The organism is Acidithiobacillus ferriphilus, from assembly GCF_028215975.1.
Taxonomy (GTDB): Bacteria; Pseudomonadota; Gammaproteobacteria; order Acidithiobacillales; family Acidithiobacillaceae; genus Acidithiobacillus; species Acidithiobacillus ferriphilus.
The window spans coordinates 1,261,213-1,285,174 of record NZ_CP116458.1 but is presented as its reverse complement, the minus strand read 5'-3'; the positions used below and the strand labels follow the sequence as shown (position 1 = coordinate 1,285,174).

At 57.7% G+C, this 23,962-nt stretch carries 29 protein-coding genes; 26 read left to right on the top strand and 3 right to left on the bottom strand.

The annotated features are described in order from the left end of the window. Nucleotides 1–28 precede the first annotated feature (28 nt). From PJU76_RS06380 to PJU76_RS06315, 14 genes are all read left to right on the top strand, one after another. The gene (locus PJU76_RS06380) at nt 29–490 is read left to right on the top strand and encodes a globin domain-containing protein (RefSeq protein WP_215880034.1); all 462 of its coding nucleotides are present in this window, start codon (nt 29–31) and stop codon (nt 488–490) included. Between the two features lie 137 nt (nt 491–627). Next, nucleotides 628–966: a DUF2249 domain-containing protein gene (locus tag PJU76_RS06375; protein ID WP_271780938.1), complete on the top strand. Its 339-nt coding sequence runs from the start codon at nt 628–630 to the stop codon at nt 964–966. Then, nucleotides 963–1,484 (top strand): hemerythrin domain-containing protein, encoded by a 522-nt coding sequence (locus PJU76_RS06370; RefSeq protein WP_271780937.1) that lies wholly within the window; start codon nt 963–965, stop codon nt 1,482–1,484. The genes PJU76_RS06375 and PJU76_RS06370 overlap by 4 nt, the downstream gene beginning before the upstream one ends. Then, complete coding sequence (locus tag PJU76_RS06365) at nt 1,481–2,551, top strand: tellurite resistance/C4-dicarboxylate transporter family protein (protein WP_271780936.1); 1,071 nt, start codon at nt 1,481–1,483, stop codon at nt 2,549–2,551. The genes PJU76_RS06370 and PJU76_RS06365 overlap by 4 nt, the downstream gene beginning before the upstream one ends. Nucleotides 2,552–2,783: 232 nt before the next feature. Further along, nucleotides 2,784–3,152 (top strand): HesB/IscA family protein, encoded by a 369-nt coding sequence (locus tag PJU76_RS06360; protein WP_215850632.1) that lies wholly within the window; start codon nt 2,784–2,786, stop codon nt 3,150–3,152. A gap of 4 nt (nt 3,153–3,156) precedes the next feature. Further along, a complete protein-coding gene (nifU, locus tag PJU76_RS06355) occupies nt 3,157–4,032 on the top strand; it encodes a Fe-S cluster assembly protein NifU (protein WP_215850633.1) in 876 nt (291 codons plus the stop codon). 2 nt (nt 4,033–4,034) lie between these two features. Beyond that, complete coding sequence (gene nifS / locus PJU76_RS06350) at nt 4,035–5,243, top strand: cysteine desulfurase NifS (protein WP_271780935.1); 1,209 nt, start codon at nt 4,035–4,037, stop codon at nt 5,241–5,243. Next, a complete protein-coding gene (gene nifV, locus PJU76_RS06345; protein ID WP_271780934.1) occupies nt 5,236–6,396 on the top strand; it encodes a homocitrate synthase in 1,161 nt (386 codons plus the stop codon). Before nifS ends, nifV begins: the two co-directional genes overlap by 8 nt. Before the next feature lie 15 nt (nt 6,397–6,411). Beyond that, a complete protein-coding gene (cysE, locus tag PJU76_RS06340; RefSeq protein WP_456298500.1) occupies nt 6,412–7,221 on the top strand; it encodes a serine O-acetyltransferase in 810 nt (269 codons plus the stop codon). Nucleotides 7,222–7,225: 4 nt separating this feature from the next. After that, nucleotides 7,226–7,558 (top strand): nitrogenase-stabilizing/protective protein NifW, encoded by a 333-nt coding sequence (gene nifW / locus PJU76_RS06335; protein WP_215850637.1) that lies wholly within the window; start codon nt 7,226–7,228, stop codon nt 7,556–7,558. 67 nt (nt 7,559–7,625) lie between these two features. Continuing rightward, nucleotides 7,626–9,242 carry a nitroreductase family protein gene (locus PJU76_RS06330; RefSeq protein ID WP_271780933.1) on the top strand — a complete coding sequence of 539 codons (1,617 nt, stop codon included), beginning with the start codon at nt 7,626–7,628 and terminating at the stop codon, nt 9,240–9,242. Continuing rightward, the gene (locus PJU76_RS06325) at nt 9,239–10,021 is read left to right on the top strand and encodes an ankyrin repeat domain-containing protein (RefSeq protein ID WP_271780932.1); all 783 of its coding nucleotides are present in this window, start codon (nt 9,239–9,241) and stop codon (nt 10,019–10,021) included. The genes PJU76_RS06330 and PJU76_RS06325 overlap by 4 nt, the downstream gene beginning before the upstream one ends. 85 nt (nt 10,022–10,106) lie before the next feature. Then, complete coding sequence (locus PJU76_RS06320; protein ID WP_271780931.1) at nt 10,107–10,337, top strand: FmdB family zinc ribbon protein; 231 nt, start codon at nt 10,107–10,109, stop codon at nt 10,335–10,337. A 59-nt stretch (nt 10,338–10,396) separates the two neighbouring features. Next, the gene (locus PJU76_RS06315) at nt 10,397–10,630 is read left to right on the top strand and encodes a hypothetical protein (RefSeq protein WP_126605237.1); all 234 of its coding nucleotides are present in this window, start codon (nt 10,397–10,399) and stop codon (nt 10,628–10,630) included. A 20-nt stretch (nt 10,631–10,650) separates the two neighbouring features. On the opposite strand, the gene PJU76_RS06310 is transcribed toward PJU76_RS06315, so the two are convergent. The 3 genes from PJU76_RS06310 to PJU76_RS06300 are packed head-to-tail and all read right to left on the bottom strand — an operon-like array spanning nt 10,651 to nt 13,079. Then, entirely contained in the window at nt 10,651–10,980 is a 330-nt protein-coding gene (locus PJU76_RS06310; protein ID WP_271780930.1) for a Rieske 2Fe-2S domain-containing protein, read from the bottom strand. Between the two features lie 42 nt (nt 10,981–11,022). Then, a complete protein-coding gene (locus PJU76_RS06305; RefSeq protein ID WP_271780929.1) occupies nt 11,023–11,337 on the bottom strand; it encodes a hypothetical protein in 315 nt (104 codons plus the stop codon). Nucleotides 11,338–11,381: 44 nt separating this feature from the next. Beyond that, nucleotides 11,382–13,079, bottom strand: a complete 1,698-nt coding sequence (locus PJU76_RS06300) for an AAA family ATPase (protein WP_271780928.1) — start codon at nt 13,077–13,079, stop codon at nt 11,382–11,384. Between the two features lie 206 nt (nt 13,080–13,285). Here PJU76_RS06300 and PJU76_RS06295 point away from each other — a divergent pair, with 206 nt between their 5' ends. The 12 genes from PJU76_RS06295 (at nt 13,286) to PJU76_RS06240 (ending at nt 23,938) form a co-directional block, all read left to right on the top strand. Next, nucleotides 13,286–14,206: an extracellular solute-binding protein gene (locus tag PJU76_RS06295; RefSeq protein WP_271780927.1), complete on the top strand. Its 921-nt coding sequence runs from the start codon at nt 13,286–13,288 to the stop codon at nt 14,204–14,206. A gap of 153 nt (nt 14,207–14,359) precedes the next feature. After that, entirely contained in the window at nt 14,360–15,688 is a 1,329-nt protein-coding gene (locus PJU76_RS06290) for an OprD family outer membrane porin (RefSeq protein WP_271780926.1), read from the top strand. Between the two features lie 430 nt (nt 15,689–16,118). Further along, nucleotides 16,119–17,717 carry a flavin monoamine oxidase family protein gene (locus PJU76_RS06285; protein WP_271780925.1) on the top strand — a complete coding sequence of 533 codons (1,599 nt, stop codon included), beginning with the start codon at nt 16,119–16,121 and terminating at the stop codon, nt 17,715–17,717. A gap of 190 nt (nt 17,718–17,907) precedes the next feature. Continuing rightward, nucleotides 17,908–18,750, top strand: coding sequence for an electron transfer flavoprotein subunit beta/FixA family protein (locus PJU76_RS06280; protein WP_271780924.1), 843 nt, complete (start codon nt 17,908–17,910; stop codon nt 18,748–18,750). Between the two features lie 19 nt (nt 18,751–18,769). Then, nucleotides 18,770–19,864: an electron transfer flavoprotein subunit alpha/FixB family protein gene (locus PJU76_RS06275; RefSeq protein ID WP_271780923.1), complete on the top strand. Its 1,095-nt coding sequence runs from the start codon at nt 18,770–18,772 to the stop codon at nt 19,862–19,864. Nucleotides 19,865–19,880: 16 nt separating this feature from the next. After that, on the top strand, nt 19,881–21,179 hold the full coding sequence (locus PJU76_RS06270; protein ID WP_215849125.1) for an FAD-dependent monooxygenase: 1,299 nt from the start codon (nt 19,881–19,883) through the stop codon (nt 21,177–21,179). Further along, on the top strand, nt 21,176–21,463 hold the full coding sequence (locus PJU76_RS06265; RefSeq protein ID WP_215849124.1) for a ferredoxin family protein: 288 nt from the start codon (nt 21,176–21,178) through the stop codon (nt 21,461–21,463). The genes PJU76_RS06270 and PJU76_RS06265 overlap by 4 nt, the downstream gene beginning before the upstream one ends. A gap of 18 nt (nt 21,464–21,481) precedes the next feature. Next, nucleotides 21,482–21,976: a hypothetical protein gene (locus tag PJU76_RS06260; protein ID WP_271780922.1), complete on the top strand. Its 495-nt coding sequence runs from the start codon at nt 21,482–21,484 to the stop codon at nt 21,974–21,976. 48 nt (nt 21,977–22,024) lie between these two features. After that, nucleotides 22,025–22,384, top strand: coding sequence for a ribonuclease HepT family protein (locus tag PJU76_RS06255; RefSeq protein ID WP_271780921.1), 360 nt, complete (start codon nt 22,025–22,027; stop codon nt 22,382–22,384). Next, the gene (locus PJU76_RS06250) at nt 22,378–22,998 is read left to right on the top strand and encodes a glutathione S-transferase family protein (RefSeq protein WP_271780920.1); all 621 of its coding nucleotides are present in this window, start codon (nt 22,378–22,380) and stop codon (nt 22,996–22,998) included. Before PJU76_RS06255 ends, PJU76_RS06250 begins: the two co-directional genes overlap by 7 nt. After that, entirely contained in the window at nt 22,995–23,270 is a 276-nt protein-coding gene (locus PJU76_RS06245; RefSeq protein ID WP_271780919.1) for a hypothetical protein, read from the top strand. Before PJU76_RS06250 ends, PJU76_RS06245 begins: the two co-directional genes overlap by 4 nt. Continuing rightward, nucleotides 23,267–23,938 (top strand): fumarylacetoacetate hydrolase family protein, encoded by a 672-nt coding sequence (locus PJU76_RS06240; RefSeq protein ID WP_271780918.1) that lies wholly within the window; start codon nt 23,267–23,269, stop codon nt 23,936–23,938. The genes PJU76_RS06245 and PJU76_RS06240 overlap by 4 nt, the downstream gene beginning before the upstream one ends. Nucleotides 23,939–23,962 lie beyond the last annotated feature (24 nt).

Sequence of the window (23,962 nt, the reverse complement as noted above, 5' to 3'; positions counted from 1 at the left end):
GTAGTTCACTTCAAGGAGCATTCACCCGATGTCCATCAATATCCAGCTCATCAAGTCCAGTGGCGCCGCAGTTCAGGATTTGGGCGTTCCGGTCGCCGAGTATTTTTACAACTACATGTTTACCCACTTTCCAGAAGTACGGAAAATGTTTCCCGGTGACATGACGGAACAACGCATACGCCTCTTTAATTCTGTCATTCTGATCGCCACCAATATTGACACCATGGAAGTATTGGTCCCCTATCTGAAGGAACTGGGTGTCGGCCACATCAAGTACGATACACGTCCCGAGCATTACCTTATTGTTGGTAAAAGTCTGCTCAATACGTTGAAACACTTTTTGGGGGAAGCCTGGACACAGGAAATGGCTGAGTCCTGGATCGAAGCCTACAATCTGGCCGCATCTGTTTGCATTGAAGCTGCCTATGAGGCTATGGCACCAACTCGTTATGCGGCAGTCACGCTGGATGATGTCCCGCCATCTGTCTAATTCGCCCTTATCTTCATCGTAAAAGGATAAAGACCCACCGTTTTCGGGATTTATCCTTTATCGGTGCTATGCCGCTTCTGTGCTTTCATCATCTGAGCGCGCAGAGCATATGGCGATTGCAGATAATTGGGGGAAACATGAAAATGTCAAAAACCATGACCAAGGGGATGCGGAAACAGGGTTACCAATTCTGTAGGGGTCCTTTCCAGGACACCTGCCTTACCTCTGTCCGGGCCGCTATGAGGGCACGGGCGGCATCCGCCTTTTTCCAGACATTCCAGAGCAGTACGCCCCGAACCCGCCTGTCCATACCACCATTACACCAACATATCCATGCTCTTTATCCCTTCGATGCCCGCGGCATTGCCAAACGCTTTCGCCGCGATGCCATTTTCGGTGTTCTGGATGCCTTGTCGCCGGGAGAAATCATGCTCCTCCGCATCCGCTTCACGGCGCATGCAGGCGCTTCGGCATGAGACTTTTGGACGACGCCGCCGCTTCCTTCGACGATCCCGTGGGGCTGCTCAGAGCCTGCCATGAACGCATCCTGGAGCACTGCGAGACCTTGGAGCGCCTAGCCGAGCATTTGGCGCGAGTCGGTGTCGACAGCGAAGCGCGGCTGGCCGCTACACGCATCCGCCGCTACTTTCATGTGGCCGGTCCCGCCCACCATGCCGACGAGGAGAACCAGCTTTTTCCCTGGCTGCTGGCGCGACCGGACTTTCCGTCCATGCTGCGGGCGGTGGTGCGCAATCTGACAGATCAGCATCGGCAGTTGGAAGTGGCTTGGCGGGTGTTGGATGCGGATCTGGTCGCCGTGGAGAGCGGGGAGCAACCCGAAGCGCTGCATCTGGAACCCTTCATCTCCATGAACCGGGCTCATGTGGCGCTGGAGAATGGCGAGATATTCCCAGTGGCTGAAAAGCTCCTGGAAGAAAGTGTGGCACGGCGACTGGGGGCGGCCATGGCCAAGCGGCGGGCGGAGGAGAGTTGATCCGTCGTGGCCGAGAATACACAGCGCAGCTGGACTCCGCCGTACAGGATCTACCCCCCGCTTATTTCGCTTTGGTGATGGCCACGGGCATCGTTTCCCTGACGGCCCAGGCCATGGATATTCCCCTCCTCGCCCGGACGCTCTTCTGGCTCAATGCAGCGTTCTACGGCGTTTTATGGTTCCTGACGGGCTGGCGCATCCTGCGCTTTGGGCGGCGGCTGGGCGCGGATCTCAAGGATTACCAACGCGGCCCCGGCTTCTTTTCTGTGGTGGCCGGATCCGCCATCCTCGGCAGCCAGTTCATACTCCTCGCGAAGGATGAGACGATGGGAATGCTGCTCTGGGGTCTTGCCATGGCCCTTTGGCTAACGTTGAATTACGGCATATTCACCATCTTTACCATCCAAAAAAATAAACCTTCCCTCGAAGGGGGCATCACTGGCACCTGGCTTTTGGCGGTGGTCGCCGCCCAATCCGTTACCGTGCTCGCCACGCTGCTGGATGCCCACTTGAACCCCATGCATCGCCTGGAATTCAATTTCATTGCGCTCTCTCTGTGGCTCTGGGGCGGCATGCTCTACATCTGGATCATAGTTCTCATTTTTTACCGTTACAGTTTCTTCCCCCTTACGGCGAAGGATCTGGTGCCACCATACTGGATCAACATGGGGGCTATGGCTATTTCCACCCTGGCGGGCTCCCTACTCATCATCAGCGCCGCCAAGGCCCCCTATCTTCACTCCCTTCTCCCCTTTCTGAAAGGCTTTACGGTCTTTTATTGGGCCACGGGAAGCTGGTGGATCCCGCTGCTGGTTACCCTGGAACTCTGGCGCCATGGCATCAAGCGGCTTCCTATCCGCTATGATCCGCTTTACTGGGGCGTGGTCTTTCCCCTGGGCATGTACAGCTTGTGCACCATTTATATGGCGCAGAGCATGGAACTGCCCTTTTTGCTCCCTCTCGGGCATGTCTTCTTCTATCTGGCGCTGCTCGTTTGGGCGCTCACCCTCTACGGGATGATCCGCAAGATGGTATTCGGCTGTTCTTTGGTACGTGGCCGATTGTAAACACCGCAATGAGAGACGGCGTGGGACAACTATCCATTCGGCCCTGCCCCGTGATGTTCGTTTCCTTGCAAAACCATCCTGGAAGATGTAGGGAAAGCAACAAAATACACTGAAAACACCTAAACATCCGATATTAGTCTTCATAATAACAATAAGTTGGGCACAAATTCAAAATCTGGCCCGAGTCTTGCTAAAAAGCATACAGGAACCCCTGTCGCGTAAGGAGTGTGTCATGCTGATATTGACGGAAAAAGCCATGGATGTCGTAAAGAATCTGCTTGCCGAGAATCCCGAAGCGAGCGGATTGCGGGTTGCGGTGACCGGGGGCGGTTGTTCCGGCTATCAATATGGAATGGGGCTGGAGGCCGAAGCCGGCGCCGATGATACCGTGGTGGCGATAGAGGGCGTGCCGGTTTACGTGGACAACGCCAGCGCCACGCTGCTTAGCGGGGTCGTCATCGACTATGTGGACGAGCTCAGCGGCAGCGGCTTCCGTTTCGAAAACCCCAATGCTACGGGAACCTGTGGTTGCGGGTCGTCATTCACCACGGGAGACGAGGCTTCCGCTGCCTCGGCCTCCGCCTGCGGACATCGGAGCTGACGCCATGTGGGATTATACCGATAAAGTCAAAGATTTATTCTTCAACCCCAAGAATACCGGGGTCCTCGAAGAAGCCAACGCGGTTGGCGAGGTCGGCTCCATCAGTTGCGGAGATGCTCTGCGCCTGATGCTCAAGGTAGACCCGGATACGGATGTCATTCTGGATGCCCGCTTCCAAACTTTCGGCTGCGGTTCCGCCATCGCCTCGTCATCGGCGTTGACTGAGCTGATCAAGGGCAAGACGCTGGATGAAGCGCTCAAAATCACCAATCAGGACATCGCTGAGTTTTTGGGCGGGCTGCCCCCGGAAAAAATGCATTGTTCGGTTATGGGTGCCGAGGCTCTGCACGCCGCCATCGCCAACTACCGCGGCGAAGAATGGGCGGATGATCACGAAGAAGGCGCGCTGGTCTGTAAATGCTTTGCTATCGACTCGGCGCTCATCGAGAAGGTGGCCAGGGAAAACCATTTGTCGACGGTCGAAGAGATCACTTTCTATACCAAGGCGGGCGGCGGTTGCCAGAGCTGCCATGAACAGATCGAGGATATCCTCGCGACAGTAAACGGCAGCACACCGCTACCGGTCATGGCGGCGAAGCCCGCCGCCAAAGTTCCCCCGACCCCCATGACCATGGTCCAGAAAATCCAGAAAATATCCGCCGTGATCGATGAAATGCGCCCGCAATTCCAGATGGACGGCGGCAATATCGAACTGGTCGATGTGGATGGCGATACGGTCATGGTGGCCATGAGCGGCTCGTGCATGAACTGCCAGTCATCCGGCATTACCATTTCCGGTATTCAGGAACGCCTGATGCTGACTCTGGGCCGTCCGGTACGGGTGGTTCCGGCCAGCATGCCGCAAGCCGTGGGGGTATAGCCATGAGCAGCGCCTATATGGACAACAATGCCACGACCCGGGTAGATCCCCGGGTGCTGGAGACCATTCTTCCCTACTTCAGCGAGTATTACGGCAACCCCTCCTCCATGCACAGTTTCGGCGGCGATGTGGGTAAACGTTTGGAAGAAGCTCGCGCCTCCGTACAGGCTCTGCTGGGGGTAGAACACGACTCGGAAATCATTTTTACCTCCTGCGGTACGGAGTCCGATAACACCGCCATCCTCTCGGCCCTCGCCATACAACCCAGTCGCCGGGAAATCATCACCAGCGTGGTGGAGCACCCAGCCATTCTGTCTCTCTGTGATCACCTCGAACGTCACGAAGGCTACAAAGTCCACTACATTCCCGTGGACCGGCTTGGGCGTATCTCCATGGAGGCGTATGCCGCAGCACTCAGCGAGCAGGTGGCCGTCGTCTCCATGATGTATGCCAACAATGAGACGGGAACGATCTTCCCCGTCGAGACCATGGCACGGATGGCCAAGGAGAAAGGCGCGCTCTTTCATACGGACGCCGTGCAGGCGGTGGGCAAAATTGCTCTGAACATGCAGGAGTCGGCCATCGACATGCTCTCCCTCTCCGGCCATAAGCTGCATGCCCCAAAAGGCGTCGGTGCGCTCTATGTGCGCCGGGGCACCCGCTACCGACCCATGCTGCGCGGTGGCCACCAAGAACGCGGACGCCGGGCCGGAACAGAAAACACCACGGGCATTATCGCCCTGGGCTTGGCGGCGGACATGGCCCTGGAGCATATGGAGTATGAAAACACCGTGGTACGCGCTTTAAGGGATCGCCTGGAGGCCGGGATACTGGCGCAGGTGCCCTATGCCTTCGCCAATGGCGATCTGGAACACCGCCTGCCCAATACCGCCAGCATCTCGTTTGAATACATCGAGGGCGAGGCCATCCTGATGCTTCTGAGCCGGGTCGGCATTGCCGCCTCCTCAGGTTCCGCCTGTACCTCCGGATCGCTGGAGCCGTCCCATGTGCTGCGCGCCATGGACATTCCCTATACGGCGGCGCACGGTACCATCCGTTTTTCCTTGTCTCGGGAGACCACGGAAGCAGAAGTGGACTGGGTGATTGCGCAGACACCCCCCATCATCGAGCAGTTGCGGCGTCTGTCCCCCTACTGGGGGGGCAACGGCCCTATTCTCACCGATAATGCCTTTGCACCCGTGTATGCATGAGCTTAATCCACTCTCCCGCAGCACCGCTGTAATCCACGACACCACCCTGCGCGATGGCGAACAGACCGCAGGGGTGGCCTTCCGCCCTGAGGAAAAACTGGCTATCGCCAAGAGTCTGGTCAATGCCGGGATTCCGGAGTTGGAGATCGGCATCCCCGCCATGGGGAGTGAAGAGGTGGAAACCATCCGCAATATTACCCGGATGGGCCTCCCCGCCCGCCTGGTGGTCTGGTGCCGGATGCACGATACGGACCTCGCTGCGGCAAAGCGTTGCGCTGTGGATATGGTCAATGCCTCGGTTCCGGTTTCGGACATCCAGATACGCAGCAAACTGGGCAAAGACCGTCGGTGGGTCTTACAGCAGGTGGATCGCCGGGTGAAGCAGGTGCTGGACAGCGGCATGGACGTCTCGGTGGGCGGCGAGGATGCCTCCCGGACCCACCTGGACTTTGTATTGCGGGTCATGGAAGTCGCAGAACGGGCGGGGGCACGCCGTTTTCGTTATGCCGACACCCTGGGCATTCTGGAACCCTTTAACACCGCGCATATCATGCGGCGTTTAAGGGCGGCCACGGGCATGGAAATTGAAATCCATGCCCACAATGATCTGGGTCTGGCCACTGCCAACTCCATCGCCGCTCTGCGTTTCGGCGCCACTCATGTGAACACGACGGTGAATGGTCTGGGGGAGCGCGCCGGTAACGCCGCACTGGAGGAAGTGGTGATGTGTCTGCATCATTTGCACGGCTTCGAGACCGGCATTGAAGTGCGCCAGTTCAAGGCGATTTCGCAATTGGTGGCGCTGGCTTCCGCGCGACCGGTGCCCGCCGGAAAAAGCATCGTCGGCGATGCCATTTTCAGCCACGAGTCGGGTATTCACGTCGATGGACTGATTAAAAACCCCCGCAATTACCAGAGCTTCGACCCGGAGGAACTGGGGCGCCAGCATAACATGGTGCTGGGCAAGCATTCCGGCACCAAGGCCATCATGCGGGCTTATGCCGAACTGGGCAGTGCCATCACCGAATTACAAGCACAAAGCATCCTCAAACAGATTCGCGTCTATGTGCTTCAGCACAAGGCGCCACCGCCCGTAGAGGACCTGCATCGCTTTCTGCTGGAGAGCGTGGAGTCCCTGCACGCTCATTCCTGAATGGAGGACACGCCCGTGCTTGCTACCCTGCTCGACAAAGAACAACCCCGCAAGTCTGGTCTGTGGCGCAACCTGCGCGACGATATTCACTGTGTTTTCGAACGCGATCCGGCTGCCCGCGGTACGTTGGAAATCCTCACCACCTACCCTGGGGTACACGCGTTGCTGGCACATCGCCTCGCACATCGCTGGTGGCGGGGCGGCTGGCGATATCCGGCGCGTGTGCTCAGTGCGATGGCGCGCTTCTCGACCGGCATCGATATCCATCCGGGGGCACAGATCGGGCGCCGATTCTTCATTGACCACGGTATGGGCGTGGTGATTGGCGAAACGGCCGAGATTGGTGATGATTGCACCCTGTACCATGGGGTGACTCTGGGGGGCACGAGCTGGAATCCGGGCAAGCGTCACCCGACATTGCAGGATCGGGTCATGGTGGGTGCGGGTGCGAAAATCCTCGGGCCCGTCACTATCGGTCATGACAGTCAGGTGGGTGCCAATGCGGTGGTCATTAACGATGTGGCGCCGGGTATGACGGTCGTGGGCATCCCCGGCCGCGTCGTGCTGCCTGCGGAACGTCGCCGCATCAACGCCCACGGTATTGAGCTTGATCACCATCTCATGCCGGACCCGGTGGGTAAAGCCATTCAGTGCCTGATGGAACGGATTTCCCAACTGGAACTGCAAGGCCAATCCAGCGGGCGTGCCGTGCAACTGACGGAAAAAGACTGCAATAACTGTCCGGATTCCGATCCCAACCTGTGCGGACCAAACAGCAGCCCAGCAGCTTTAGCCCCCCTCCCCTTTGACGAACTCCAAGGATGACACCATGAGTGATCTACGTAAAACACTGGCGCGTTTATCCTCCGCTGAGGATTTCCTGAAGTTTCTGAACATCGACTATGATGAGACGGTGGTCCATATTAATCGTCTCCATATCCTCAAGCGTTTTCATGACTATCTGAAAAGAGAAGGGAATACGGACGCCATGGATGATCAGGCGCTGCAAACGCTTTATGTGAAATTACTCAGCCAGTCGTATCAGGATTTTGTGGTATCTGACGCGGTCTCCGAAAAGGTGTTCAAAGTCTTTCATCAAGCCATGGGTGTCAGTCATGTCTCTCTGGAGAAGGTGGCGGTCAGCGCGCCGAAAGAGCGTTGACAGGCACTGGTTGCCGCGCCGAAATAAAATGCCACGAGCAAGGCTGACTAAAGGAACGGCGCACATCATGGCGACAAGCGATAAGGGCGAAGCGGTGCATACGGTGATGACCTACCATGAACGGTCCAAACATCATCTGAATCGCTATGCCGCCGGGCCGGAAGCGCTGGACTGGGATGCACAGCCCAACCCGTTCCGCGAGTTCACCGGAAGCCCGCAATACATCTTACCGTTGTTGACGGACGAAACTGCCGTCACCTTCGCCGGGCTGTCCGCCGCCACCCCCCAACCCTTTACCCTCCAGGCGGTCGCTCAGCTTCTGGAGCTTTCCCTCGGGCTGGCGGCCTGGAAGGAATACGGCCCTGATCGTTGGGCGTTGCGCTGCAACCCATCCAGCGGCAACCTGCATCCCAGCGAGGCCTATCTTCTCGCCTTCGGGGTGCAGGGCATCAGTGATGGACTCTACCACTATTTGAGTCGTGATCATTTGCTGGAACAGCGCTGGCACCCCGATACCGGACAGCGCGGCTCAGGGGTGTATATCGGGCTGAGTTCCATAGCGTGGCGCGAGGCGTGGAAATATGGCGAACGGGCACTGCGTTATTGCCAACTGGATATCGGCCATGCGCTGGGTGCCCTGCGCTACGCTGCGGGTACCCTCGGTTGGCGCCTTCGCCTGTGTGGGGATGTGGACGATACCCGACTGCGCCGTCTCCTCGGCCTGGATCGTTCCAGCGATTTCGCGCACGCCGAAGGCGAGGATGCGGAGTTGCTGCTGGAAATCCTCCCCGCCGATACAATCTCCTCCGCCGTCGGTAGCCCCGCTGCGCTGCCGGGGCAATGGCGGGGTCGGGCCAACCGCCTGGACCGAAACCCCCTGTATCAATGGCCGGTCATCGCCGAAACGACAACCGCCAGCAGGATGCCGGTACTCGCTCCCGACCCGCTTCCGTCTGATCCCTGGCCAGCACGCAAAAAATCGGGGCAGACCGCCGCCAGCATCCTGATCCGCCGTCGGCGCAGCGCCCAGCGCTTCGACCCGAAGACGGTCATGGCGGCTGACGATTTCTTTACGCTCCTGGATGCGTTGCTGCCCCGTTCCGCCCTGCCCTGGGATGTCTGGCCCTTTACCCCGCGCATCCATCCGATACTTTTCGTGCATCGCGTTGGTGATCTGAGCAGTGGCCTCTATGCCCTGCCCCGCACAACAAAGGGTGAAACAGTGCTACGCGCGGCCCTTAATCCGGATTTCTCCTGGCAAACAGTGGCCGTGGCGCCCACCCATCTGCCCCTGCGGCGACTCTATAGCGGGGACGTGCGCAGTATCGCCCGGACCCTGTCCTGTCATCAGGCCATTGCCGCCGATAGCTGCTTTGCCGTGGCCTTTCTGGCGGAGTATGCCAACCCCCTGCAGAGCGGCGCCTGGCATTATCGTTTGCTCTACCAGGAAGCCGGACTGCTGGGCCAGATATTGTATCTGGAAGCCGAATCCCTGAGTTTGAACGGCACCGGCATCGGCTGTTTTTTTGATGATGCCGTGCATGACATCTTGGGGATCCAGGATGACAGCCTGCAATCCCTCTACCACTTCACCGTGGGTCATGCCCTGACGGATACGCGAATCAGCACCCTCCCGCCCTATGCCCACCGGGAACTGAACACTCACACCGGAGAAAATTCATGAATACCCGCTCCTTTCAGCGTATTGACGTACATAAGGCCCGCGAACTCCTGTACAGGCAGGACACCGTGCTGCTGGATTGCCGTCACCCCAGCGACTTTCAGGCCGGCCATATTGCCGGAGCTTCTCTCCTGGGCGATTACAACGCCGATGACTATGTACTGAACGTGGCCAAACATCGTCCGGTGCTGATCTATTGCTATCATGGCAATGCCAGCCAGATGCGTGCCCAACTCTTTGCCGATTTTGGTTTTGCGGAGGTGTACAGTCTGGATGGTGGTTACGAAGCCTGGCGTCAGGTGCATGCGCCCGCAAATCGGCAGATTTCCGAGGCGCTGCAATGCTGGCTGACGGCGCAGGGGTTTCCCGCCGCGGACATCCATGCGCGCACCAGCGACGGCGTGACGCCCTTGATGCGCGCTGCCGGCGAAGGCGATCCTGAACGGGTGGCTGAACTGCTCGCCGCCGGTGCCGACCCGCACCAGCGCAACAACGATGGCAATCAGGCCCTCTGGTTCGCTTGTGTCAGTGAGAATCTGGACACCCTGGACCTGCTGGTCGCGGTTGGCGCCCACCTCGACCACCAGAATGACAATGGCGCCACTTGCCTGATGTACGCCGCATCCGCTGGCAAGACGGCGGTGGTGGAACGTTTGCTGGCATTCGGCGCGGACCGGAGTCTCCTTTCGCTCGATGATTTCACCGCGTTGGACATGGTCGCCAATCTGGAATGTCTGAATTTGCTGCGCGAAACGCCGAGGCGGGTAAAGGCCGCCACCTGAACAGGCATCATTATTGCCTTACCGGGTAATAGATACCGTTTTGGCCATAACCTGACATTGGCCATAACCTGACAAAGGAACAGAGATGCCTATCTTCGATTACCATTGTTGCGATTGCGACACCGGCTTTGAATTGCTGGTCATGAGTTCAACCACCCCAAACTGCCCGCAATGCGGCGGCCAACACCTGGAAAAGCAGCTTTCGCGGGTGGCCGCACCCGGTCGCAGTGCCGAACTGATGGCGCGTGGTCGTGCGCAGGCGGCGAAAGAGGGGCACTTGAGCCATTTTTCGCCCGCCGAGCGCAAATTGCGCTGACGCGGCAGGCTTCGTTTCATCCCCACCGACTTTTGGAACAACACCAGCGAGGATTTATCATGAGTGGCTTTTTCATGGATTGGGATGGCAATTTACGCAGCGTTGAGGACCCGGGAGGCGGTTACGTTTGCGATGTCGACCTGCCGGCACGCTATGTCGCAGTAATGCAGGGCAGCATATTAGCCCATGAAGCGACCCTCTACAAAACCCTCACCGATGTTGAAAAAGCCGGAATCAAAGCGGAAGTGGTTCCCGGCTCTCATCCCTGGGGAAGCAAGAGAGACGGGTTTTAGTTCAGAATTTGCCAATGGCTTTAGCGGGGTCCATTGGGTGCAAAATCACCGGTATCCACTAGCACTTCGTCATTTTCAATCTTCAGCGGAAACTCCCTGAGGGTGCAGGGCTGGCCTTTGATGCACGCGCCCGTTTCACTGCTGAACGCCCAGTCATGGTGTGCACAAGTCAGGGTCTCCCCATCGAAGCGGGCATCGGCCAGTGGTTCATTGGCGTGGGGACACATCCCATGAAAAGCCCTGGGGTTTCCCCGAGTGGGCCACACGATCATGAGCAGTATCCGATTAACCACCGCCACTTCATATTTTCCTTGTCGCAGCTCGTTAAAATCACAGGCTTTACCAAACATGGTGAAACTCCTTTTTAATCCAGAAAACCAAAAATAGATTGATTATGCTGATAGGGCCTCCCTGTCATCCGCCGCCGCATTCCGCACCATCATGTAAAGATCAATATCCCGACTCATCCAGCCAATAGTGGCTTTGTGCCAGGCGGCATAATTGGCTTCCTCCCAGATGGCGCACAATAATGCTTCATCCCTGGTAATTTCCGCATCACCGTACTGCTTCTGATTGGCCACTTCGCAAGCCATTGGGTCAGCCTCATGCTGTGCGAAGACCTCCTCAGCCGCCTGTATGGCGAGGGCCATATCCTTTTCACTCACCAATCCCACATCCTGGCCTGCCAGGGTAATGACTATACGCATATGCATTTCTCCCCTATCGCATTAAAAAACTTATATCACAGAGGTCACGCGGCGGCTGGTTCCAGTCCGCGAAATACCGAACAGCGTTTAAAGACCTCCACGGTCGGCGGTACCTGTTTCTGTTTACAGAATTTAGCTACCAGTTTGGCCAATCCTTTAATATCCCTACCGGTGGCCGCGGGAAAGATATTCACCAATTCGTCAATGGCCGACGTGGGGATATCGAGACAAAACTGGTTGCACATCACCTGCCAGATTTGCCGGCGTCCATTGGCATCGGGGGGGTTGTATTTAATCAAGGCAATACAACGAGAGACAATGGCTTCATCTATGTCATCAACCCGGTTCGTGGTCAAAAATAGCAGACCATTGAAATACTCCAGCACCCGCAGAAAAACGCCCACCACCGCATTCATCGCCATATTGTCATCCCGGCGCTTGATATAGACATCCGCTTCATCAATCAGCATCACGGCGCCCCAGCGTTGGGCGCGGGTCAGTATTTCTTTTAGCGCGGCCTCCATACTGGCCACACTCAGCCCCAGTTGTCCTGAATGCACCCGATACAGCGGTCGCTGAATAATTTCCGAATACACCTCGGCAGTGAGCGTTTTTCCTACCCCGGCGGGTCCGGCGCAAAGCACTGTCGTCCCACCGGATTTCCCGGTGATGATATCGTCCATCAGGACATCCATCTCGGCAGTTAAAATGTCAATCAGATCTGTCTGTTCAGCGGGTAAAATCAGCTTTTGCCTCAATGTGGGCTGGTAAGCGTAAGGCTCAATATCACTGACATGCACCCAGAGATAATGATGAAGCTCCAGGTGAAACACGAATAAATAGGGATGCACCGGGATTTTCGTGAACAACCCATTCTCGATAACAGACTGGAATTGCCCCATCTCTTCTTCGGCGCTATAGCGATTGCTTTTTGCCGCTTTGCGCAAATAGGGGCCGAGAATATCCCCGGTCACTTCCAGTGTCGTGACCCTGGCGGTCAAAATACCCTCATCATTGACCAGACGCGCCCTGCCCTCTCCCGCCGACAAAATGATCACGTCTTTGCGTGACCAGTCGGTATCCCGATGTGTCGCGCTGGGATCTTCGGCATAGAAGCCGACACCCAGCGCCGAATACTGTGCGCCATAATGTCCCCGCCATTCAAAATAACGGGAGACTTCTGCGTCGTAGGCAGCAATCAGCTCCGGAGTTTCTTTCAAAAATCCCTTTGCAGCGAGAATTTCCCTCACCGAACGATTTGCCATATCACCCGCGGAAATACGAATGGCCAGGCTTGCAATGACTCCCTTGGCGTTTGCTTTCAGCTCTATGACGATCTTGCCGGTTTCGTCATTTCCCGGTGCCACATAATCCAGTCTGGTGATGACGTAAGCCAGGGCTTTACCATCCACATTGATACTGAACAGCCAGCCCCGGATGGCGTCTTCAATCAGCAGGCCGGCCAGCGCTGGCAATAACAGTTCGAGATCATCCTCCGGTCCAAAACGCAGATCATTACCCTGCCTGGCTTTTTGCAGGGCAAATAATATGGCGGACTGTGCATGCAACTCCGGTCCCGCTGCCTGATACAGCGTGGCGAGAAAACCCAGTTCAGAATGCGTCAATTGCTGAAAAGACAATTCAGCAACATCCCCGAAACGAAGCTGTTCCCGCAAGCTCGCCAGATGCGGTAACTCCTGCACCATCGCCTCGACATGCGCCCGCCGTATCCGCAGTTTCAAAAAGCCTCTCCTTAGATGTCAATAAGTACACATTATTGTCAGAAAACGAACAAATAAGTGGGTAATAGGGCCGCGTGGAGATGCAGCAAAAAAGATGCCAAATTCATGGCACATCAAGATATGATCCGCTTAAAAAATGTATTGACGGCAAAAAATATTTATCGGTATATTCCACCGTATATTTCGTAAACATAGGAGCAGAACCCGTGAAACGCCGTCATCAAAGTTCCCTTGCACTGGTCTTCGCCACCAGCCTGCTGGGTTTGTCGCCCCAGGCCATGGCCAAAGACCTGCGTGTCGTTTACGCAGGCTCCATGGGTGCGGTCATGGACCGGCATCTAGGACCGACTTTCGCCAAAGCCCATAACGTGCAATATCAGGGGGAGGGCCAGGGCGCTTACGGTCTCGCCCACCTTATCGCCGCCCACAAACTGCGCACCGACGTTTTTGTCTCCATCACCCCCGGCCCCATCGAAGTACTGATAAAGGCCGGCCTGGTCAAGGAGGCCTACCCGGTCGCCAGTACTGCCATGTGCATCGCCTACAGTCCCGACAGCCCCTACGCCAAAGACTTCAAGGAAGCCGCGGAAGGCAAAGTACCCTGGTATGAAATCCTGCAGAAGCCGGGGGTAGTCTTCGGCCGCACAGATCCCAAAACCGATCCCCAAGGGCAAAATATCGTCTTTACCTTCATGCTGGCTGAAAAGTATTATCACCAACCGGATCTGGTGAACAAAGTCCTCGGACCGGTCGAGAACCCCCAACAAATATTCACGGAAACATCCTTACTTTCCCGCCTCAAGAGTGGCCAGATGGCCGCCTCATCGGGTTATCTCAGCGCGGTAAAATCCCTGCATCTGCCTTATATCACCCTGCCCGATCAGATCAATCTCAGCAATCCGGCCATGGTCAAAGACTGGTACAGCAAAGTCCACTTCACCCTGAATGTGGACGGAAAACCCAAGACTGTGCACACCCAGCCCCTGGTCTTCTATGCCGCGGTACCCGTGGATGCGCCCGATCCCCAACTGGGCATGGCCTTTATCCACTTCATGACCAGCCCTCAGGGTCAGGCCATGTTCAAAGAGACCGGCTACAACCCGCCCAAGGGTGACGTACTGAAATAAGGCGGCTCCGCGCCGGCGCGTTCTGCGCCCGGCGCAAACAGTTCGCCGGTCCGCTGGGGTGAGGTATCCCTCCGCGACCCGGCTGATCATGCCGCGTTATATTCAAAATACCGTAATGAAAACCACCATACCTGATACGCAGGAGCTATTCCCATGCAGAAAAATATCCTTCACCTCATGACAGCAGCCAGCCTGATGGGCGCCTTCAACGCCAGTGCCCAAGCCGAAACCCTGTCCCAGTTTTTTGCGAAAAGTCATATTGACGGACAAATCCGTTCCTATTACTTCAGTCGCCTCTATGGTACCCCCAACACCGTCAATGCTTATGCCTACTCCCTGGCTGGACGCATCAATATCGTCACCGCCCCCTTCCTCTCGGGCTTCCGGGTCGGCGTCAGTTTTTACACCGCCAACGCACTGGGCACACAGCCCAACAATCCAGCGAGAATCGACAAGACCCTCATGGGCACCAGTCCTTCCGTCAATGCGCTGGGTCAGGCCTATTTGGAATATCAGGACAAATGGATCACCGCCAAGGCAGGCAATCAGTTGGTGGATACCCCGTGGCTGAACCGGGTCGGCGGGCGGGTAATTCCCGTCACCTATCAGGGGGCGACCCTGGAGGCCCATCCCATCAGCGGCCTGCAACTCAGCGTGCTGCGGATTTTCCGCTGGAAAGACCGCACCACCGGCCAGTTCTACCGGGATAACCTCTATTATCCCGGCCACTATGAGGGTGACTCCCTCTATGGCGGACCCAACGTGCTGCCCGCAGGTACTCCGCCTACCAACGGGGCGCTCGCCTTTGGCGCCCAATATCACGCGTATCACGCCGAAACTGCTGCCTGGTTTTACCAGTTCGACCAGTTCGCCAACATGTTCTACTGGAGCGGTCACTACGCACTGCCGACATCATTCGTCCTCAAGCCCTTTGTGGATGCGCAATTCACCAGGGAATGGGGTGCCGGCGAGGCCTTTGCGAACACCGGTACCACCCTCTTTGGCCAGCTAGGGCAAGGTGTCAACAGCACCAACTGGGGTGTAAAAGCCGGTTTCCAGTTCCCCAATGGCAGCCTCTGGTGGGGCTATGATGCGACCCAACACCATGCCCATGCCCTGGGCGGCGGCGCCATCATCTCGCCCTATACCGTCGGTTACACGGCCGATCCGCTCTATGTGGATTCCATGGTTCAAGGGCTGGTAGGCGTCGGCCCCGGCCACGGCTGGCGGGTACGTGCGGCTTACTGGGTCCTGCCCATGGCGCTGCAATTGACGGCCGGTTATTCCCAGTTCACCACCTATTTTTCCGGCAATAGCAACTGGACCCACTTTAACGTGAGCTATTTCCCCCAGGGCATGTTCAGGGGGCTGTGTTTGCGGGATCAGGTGGAGGTGGGGAATGGTGGTGCGGTCGGGCTGTTTCCGGGCTCAGGACAACACTCCTTTGTCTATAACCGGGTAATGATGACTTACCAGTTTTAGCACGCAAGAATTCCTCACCGGAATACGCTGGCGACATATAGCGTCGTTGCCCGATAGGGACGGCAACAGCGATTGAGCGCGCAATAGCCGTTCCAAAAAACAACCAGAATATTATCATATGGTTATATTTTAACGTCACGTAAGAGATTGAACATCTTGTACGCTTTATTATCTACTTCCGTGTCCATGTCTCATCAAACAGCGGTGCCAGACAAATTTTGTCGCAAATCTGACCAGACTCCATTAAAAGGCTATCTAACGACAATCTCGTCTGATCACACCCGCACCCGCAAGAACTGCACAGATAGCATCTATTCACTTGTTTATATGAATAATATAGCGTTACATGCCGGTGCCGCTACCCCATGGTCTGCATCCCGGTATAAATATTGCTGGCTACGCGAAGGATGCAGCCAGGAGGATCGGAACCGTGCCAGATACAATCATTGTTGGTGGTGGCCTGTGCGGGCTTGCATTGGCCCAAAGCCTGCAGGAGCTCGGGCTGGATTTCATGCTCTATGAAGCGCGTGAACGTCTAGGCGGGCGTATATTTTCCGAACATTGCCAGCGCAATAATCTGGCGGTGGATCTGGGGCCGACCTGGTTCTGGCCGGATACCCAACCGCGCGTCACCCGGCTGATCTCTGACCTCGGACTCGACACTTTTGCCCAACATGACCGGGGTGACATCCTGCGTCTGAATACACCGGATGAAAAACCGGAAGTCATGGCGTTGACGGAGATACACGGAGGGGCCCGGCGCGTGATAGGCGGGATGGGACATCTCGTGACCGCCATGACCGCGCAACTCCCTGTGGACCGGTTGCGCCTGGGCCATACACTGCTATCCGTGGAGGAAGATGACGATTACGTTGTTCTCAGTTTCCGCCACAACGAAAGGGTCGTGCAGGTCGATGCGCGTCATGTGGTTCTGGCTCTCCCTCCCCGGCTGCTGGAAGAACACGTCCGTTTCGATCCTCCCCTGAACGCGTCCCTGCGCGAGGCCATGCGCGCGACGCACACCTGGATGGCCGATCAGGCCAAGGTGGTCGTTGCTTACGATCAGGCGTTCTGGCGGGAATCGGGTCAGTCCGGGAACGCCTTCGTCACCCACGAACAGGTGGTACTCCCAGAAATTTTCGACGCCTGTGATGCCACCGGCGAGCAGGCCGCGCTCGGCGCCTTTTTTTCCCTCCCACCGGCATTGCGCGCCACCATTCCGCCCGCCACCATGGCCTTGCTGATCTCCAGCCAACTGGTACAGGTTTTTGATCAGCCCGCAGAAGACGGAGAACAACATGTTCATGACTGGACTCAGGAAGCCTACACCTGTAGCACCCTGGACCGCACGCCTCCCGGTACGCATCCCGAATACGGCAACCCGAACCTGCGCCTGCCGCTGTGGGAAAAGAAGCTGTTTTTCGGTGGTTCCGAAACCGCGGGCTATGGCGGTGGCTATCTGGAAGGCGCCCTGGAATCCGCCGCCCGCCTGCAGCGGATGCTCGCCCCTGACTCCGTATCGCTTAGCCCGCAAGCACTGAACGGCCCTGCCGACAACACCGCCTGCATCGCTCTATTCGGTACATGGGTGACCGCGCAACAGCCGGATTTGCTGGCGACTTATCGCCGTCACCTCAATCAATACCTGACCCGCCAGCACAAGGAACAGTTGACCCAGCGCGCCCTGCTCGACACCATGGAGCAGTTCTATAGCGAGGCATTACGGCAACTGAGCGAATTACCTTTTGACACCAGCGGCACGGGTATCCATAAGGGGCGTTCTGATCTAACGCCGGAAGTGCATGCGCCTTTCGCAACCGTTCATCAGACCCTGATCAGGGAGGCGCTCGCCTTCAACCGCGGTTCCTGCGCGCTCTCCAATTTTCCCGAAGAGCACGAACCAGGCAAGGAATACCTGTCCACCATCGCCCGCGACCTCGCTGCCGCCTGGCGTGAGTTTGCCCTCAGCAGCAATGCCGTGCTCCTCGCCAAAGCCGCTCCCGTCACCGAGAGCCAGCGGACGCATTGAACTTACCGTGATAAAGCATGCATTTTGTCGCAAAGCCTACATCTGCCGCTTACGTTGTTTTTCTGGTGCATTTTATCCAAAAGACTGTTTATCTTGAAATTAACAAGACAGTCGTATCTGGAATGAAGATTGCTTGGATCAGTGCAATAGCATCTTCAGATCACCGACAGATCGGTAACAGGAGTACGCCATGCATATTGTCGTCTGTATCAAACAGGTTCCCGACAGCGCCCAGATTCGGGTGCATCCGGTCACCAATACCATCATGCGGCAGGGTGTACCCGCCATCATCAATCCCTTCGACGTTTTCGCCATCGAAGAGGCCTTGCGCCTCAAAGACCGCTTCGGTGGGCGAGTCACCGTGCTGACCATGGGGCCGCCCCAGGCGGAAGACGCGCTGCGCAAGGCCATCGCCTATGGCGCCGACGACGTGATACTCCTGACCGACCGCGCCTTCGCCGGTGCCGATACCCTGGCGACCTCCTTCGCCCTGGCACAGACCATCCGCAAAATTGGTGAGGAACATCCCGTAGACCTGGTGTTCACCGGCAAGCAGACCATTGACGGCGATACCGCGCAGGTCGGGCCGGGCATTGCCAAGCGCCTGGGCCTGCAACTCCTCACCTACGTATCGGCTATCGACGCATTGGACCTTGAGGAACGCAGCATCACCGTACAGCGACGCTCTGAAGGTGGTGTGCAAGTCATCCGAACCCGTCTGCCTGCCTTGATCACCATGCTGGAGGGTAGCAACCAGATTCGTTTCGCGAGCATGGATGACATGTTCCGCTCGGCTCGTCTTAGCGTGCCGCAATGGAATAAAGACCGTGCCGGTATTGAAGACGTCAGCAAAATCGGGCTCAAGGGCTCGCCCACGGTGGTCAGCAAGATATTCACCCCCAAGCCCAGGGCCGTGAAGGCACAGATGATCGGTGCCGACCTGGACGCCAGCGGCACCGCCAACGCCATCCTGGATATTCTCAGTAGCCAGCATCCGCGCTTGGCACAGGAACTCGGCCTGGTCGCCCCATAAACGCACAAGGAGCATTCGCATGAGCGAGAACACTGCCGCACCCGCAAAGCCCAAAGGCAAGAAGCGCCTGGAGTTGGATCCCCGCCTGGCGGCCTACAAAGGGATCTGGGTGTTTGTCGAAATGGAAAGGGGCGAGGTGCACCAGGTATCCTGGGAATTACTGGGTGAAGGACGCAAGCTGGCCGATATTCTCAACGTGGAACTGGGCGCCGTGATTCTTGGCGCTGGTAGCGACGAACTCGGTGCCGCTGCTCGCAACGCCTTCGCTTACGGCACCGATGTGGCCTATGTTGTTGCCGATCCCATTCTGGCGGATTACCGCAACGAACCCTACACCAAGGCGATGACTGACCTCGTCAATCGGTACCAGCCGGAGATTCTGCTGCTGGGTGCCACCACCCTGGGTCGCGACCTCGCCGGTAGTGTCGCCACCACCCTGCTTACGGGTTTGACCGCAGACTGCACGGAGTTGGCTATCGACCCCGATAACCGCGGTCTCCTGGCCACTCGCCCGACCTTCGGCGGCAGCCTGCTCTGTACCATCCAGACCCTCAACTACCGCCCGCAGATGGCGACCATCCGCCCCCGGGTCATGGCCATGCCCGAAGCTACGCCGGAGCGCCGCGGCCGTATTGTTTCCGAAAATCTGCAGATGCAGGAGGACGATATTATCGCCAAGGTCCTGGAGTTCATCCCCGACGACGCCCAGGAGCAGGCTCAACTCGCCTATGCCGATATTATCGTGGCGGGCGGCCGGGGCATGGGCAAGGCGGAAAACTTTCGCCTGATCTGGGACCTGGCTGCCCTGCTCGGCGCCGAAGTGGGCGGATCGCGTCCGGTGACCCATGCCGGCTGGCTACCCGCTGACCGTCAGGTCGGGCAATCGGGCAAGACCGTGCGTCCCAAGCTCTATATTGCCGCGGGCATCTCCGGGGCGATTCAGCACCGTGTCGGCATGGAAGCTTCCGACGTCATCATCGCCATCAACAACGATCCCAATGCGCCCATCTTCGACTTTGCCACTTATGGCATTGTCGGCGACGCCGTGCAGATCCTTCCCGTCCTCACCGACGCCTTGCGCGGCCGTCTGGCTGTGAACCGCCGGGCCGGTTAATTACAGGAGTCATGACATGGCTGAAAAATTTGATGCCATTGTGGTAGGTGCCGGCCCCGCCGGTAATGCAGCCGCGTACACCATGGCCAAGGCGGGTCTGAGCGTATTGCAATTGGAACGGGGTGAAACCCCCGGCACCAAAAACGTCCAGGGGGCCATTCTCTATGCCGACGCGCTGGAGCGCATCATTCCCGATTTCCGCGACGATGCCCCGCTGGAGCGCCACGTCATCGAACAGCGCATGTGGGTGCTGGATGAAAAATCCTTCATCGGCACCAACTATCGCTCGGATGCCTTTAACAGCGATCAGCCCAATCGTTATACCATCCTCCGGGCGCCTTTCGACAAATGGTTCTCCGGGAAGGTCAAGGCCGCAGGCGGCCTGGTCATCTGCGAGACGACGGTCACCGACCTTATCCAGGAAGGCAAAAAGGTCATCGGCGTCCGCACCGACCGTGAAGGGGGCGATATTTATGCCGATGTGGTGATTCTGGCGGACGGCGTCAATTCGCTGTTGGCCAAAAAAGCCGGGTTCCATGGCGAACTCGAAGCCAAAAATGTGGCGCTCGCGGTCAAGGAAATTCATTTCCTGCCCGAGGAGGTCGTCCAGAGCCGTTTCAACATCAAGGGCAACGAAGGGGTGGTCATTGAGATCGCCGGTGCCGTCACCCACGGTATGGTCGGCACCGCCTTCCTCTATACCAACAAGGAATCCATCACGCTGGGCATCGGTTGCCTCTTGTCCGACTTCAAAAAGGCGGGCATCGCGCCCTATACCCTCCTCGAAGAACTCAAGGCGCATCCGGCCATTGCCCCGTTGATTGAGGGGGGCGAAATGAAGGAGTATGCCGCCCACCTGATTCCCGAAGGGGGCTACAAGGCCGTTCCGACCCTCTACGGCGAGGGCTGGATGATCGCGGGGGACAGCGCCGGACTGGTAAATGCGGTCCACCGCGAAGGTTCCAACCTGGCGATGACCAGTGGCCGACTGGCCGCAGAAACGGTTATCGCGCTGAAAGAGATGAAGCTTCCCTGCACGGCCCCCCATCTTGCCCGTTACAAAGCCGCGCTGGACGACAGTTTCGTTATGAAAGATTTACGGAAGTACAAGGAGTTGCCCGATATCCTGCACGGCAATCCGCATTTTTTTTCGGTGTATCCGCAACTCCTCAACCGCGCCGCGCATACCATGCTGATGGTCGATGGCCAGGATAAGCACAGCAAGGAAAAGACCATTCGTGGCAGCTTTGTAGAGCAACGCTCGTTGTGGGGTTTGGTGGGAGACGCTTACCGCATGTGGAGGGCAACGCGATGATCAAGATCGAAGAGAAACTGTTTCAAAACCGCTATCGGGTCGATGAAGGTCGGCCGCATATCCAGATCAGCGATCCTCAGGTCTGCGCGGATGATTGTAAAACACAGTCCTGCACCTTCGCCTGTCCCGCGGCCTGTTACGCCAAAGACGAGGGTGGTGGTGTGGTCCTGACCACGGACGGCTGCCTGGAGTGCGGCACCTGTCGGGTCATTTGTTCGGAATATCGCAACGTGGATTGGTCCTATCCACGGGGCGGTCACGGTATCCTCTTCAAGTTCGGTTAATTTTGGAGGCGTGGTCCAATGAGCCCTGACGGTGCCCTCCGAGAGATCACCCTGCCCTTTGCCGACCCGACCGGGCAGGCGGCTTCGCTGCTGGAGGCTGCACTGGCCAGTAGCACACACCCGACCGAGGTGGAAAAACTGCTGAGGCAGCATCTACTGACCGATCCGGATTACCTGCCCGCCTATTTTGCCATGTACAAGTTGCTGTTTCGCCAGTCCCGGCTGGCGGAGGCCGAAGAGATGGCACGCACCGCCCTGGCCAGCGGGGCACGACTGGGCGGTTTTCCCCCCAACTGGCGGCACCTCGCTCCAGGCACGGCAGACTGGTCCGTGATTCACAGTCCTGCCCATTTTTATCTCTTCACCCTGAAGGCCCTGAGTTTCATCCTGTTACGCCGCAAGCAACTGGACGAATGCCGGGAGGTTCTGGAAAAGATCGGCGAACTGGACCCTCACGATCTGGTAGGGGCCTCCGTCATCCGCGCCTATGCCGATGGCTCGACGGCGCATTGAGTCAGATGATGTGCCATTCAAGATGAAATACCCACCCGGGGCACACCCATGCTGAGCACCTCGCCCTTTAACGCGATTGAAGAGGCGGGGACTGCCGTACTCACGCTGACTGAAGGGCTGGAGAAGGAAGAGTTTCTCGCGTCGCGCCTCACCCGCGCAGAAACTCGACGCCAGCTTCGCCTCATGAGCAAGTCCGCTCTGCTCCTGTCGTCAGAGATCCACGCCCTGTTGGTGGAAATAGACTGGGAAGGCTGGCGCGCCCTCGACCAGCGCCTCGTGACCAGTGATAAAGCAGAGGACACCCTGCTTTGGCTCGCGGTGCGCGCGCTGGCACCAGATACCTTGATGTGGCTGCGGGTGTACCGCAAAAACCAGCCGGAATGGTTTAAAGAGGACAACCGATGGTAATGCGCTTCTACATGACCCCCGGATCGTGCTCCACCGGCATCCATATTCTGCTGGAAGAACTGGATCTCCCCTTCGAGGCCTGGATCGTCAATCTGCCCGCCGGCGAGCACCACAAGCCCGAGTACCGCGCCATCAATCCGAAATCCACCATCCCCACCCTGGTGCGTCAGGACGGCACGGCGCTGACTGAATTCCAGGCCATCGCCTGGTGGCTGGCACGCACCCATCCCAAGGCGAAACTGCTGCCAGAGTATCCCGACGGCGAGGCGCGCGTGCTGGAAATCATGGACTATGCTGTCGGCACCCTGCACGGCCAGGGCTTCGCCCGCATTTTCATTACGGACACCTTCACCCCCAACGCCGCCGATCACGCAGCCGTGCAGGCGCGCGGACGGGAAATCGTCAATCAGGGATTCGCCATCATGAATGATGCCCTTGCCGGATTGGATTATGTCACCGGCGGCTTCTCCATCGCCGATGCGGCGCTGTTTTACGTGGAATTCTGGGCAGACCGGCTGGGCATCCCACTACCTGAACATTGCGATGCCCACTACCAACGCCTGCGGACCAGGCCTGCCGTGCAGCGTGTACTGCGCGAGGAACGCTATCGATGACTACGGAAAGCGCAAACTACTTTGTTCTGGAGGAAATGCGCACCCATCATTTCACCTTCCAGGGCACCGGCGAGGATCGGGAGGCGGCCCGTCGCGCCCTGCTCCACGCTCGGCAGGCGCACCGAAACCGTCTGCTACAACGTTACCCCGAATGCCGCGACCGAATCCTTGATGAAAAGCGCATTGAATCCCGTTTCAGGACCAGTTATCAAGAAATGGGAGCAGATGCCTGTTATCCCGCCATTTCACCCGGCACAGGAGCCCGTCCATGAACTACGCCTTCCCGCCCGCCCCTGTTGTGACTCTGGACGCCATGTCCAGTAACCCTTTCCCGGTGCGACGCATTTTTTGCGTCGGGCAGAACTACGCCGATCACGTCCGGGAAATGGGCGCCGCTCCCGATGCCGAACCCTTCTTTTTCATGAAACCGGCCAGCGCCGTTCTGCAGAATAATTCAGTGCTGCCCTACCCGTCCGGCACTACCGAGGTGGAGCTGGTGGTGGCGCTGCACAAGGGCGGCAAGAACATCCCCATGGACAAGGTCGATTATGACTATGTGTTCGGCTATGCCGTGGGTCTGGATATGACCCGCCGCGACCTGCAACGCGCCGCCCGCGAAAAGGGCCAGCCCTGGGAGATGGCCAAGGCGTTCGATCATTCGGCGCCCTGCACGGCCATCACGCCCGAGTTTTATTCAGGGACCATCGCCCGCGGCAAGATCGAACTCAAGGTGAATGGTCAAATCCGCCAGAGCGCCGATGTCGGTGACATGCTCTGGAGAATCCCGCAGATCGTCCATTTCCTGTCTAATCAGATCGAACTCTTTCCCGGAGACCTCATCTTCACCGGCACCCCCGCCGGCGTGAGCCCCGTGGTAAAGGGCGATGTGATCGAGGCCGCTGTTGCCGGGCTGGAACCGTTGACCATCACCATCGGCTAACCCGATCACCCCCCAATCGAAACA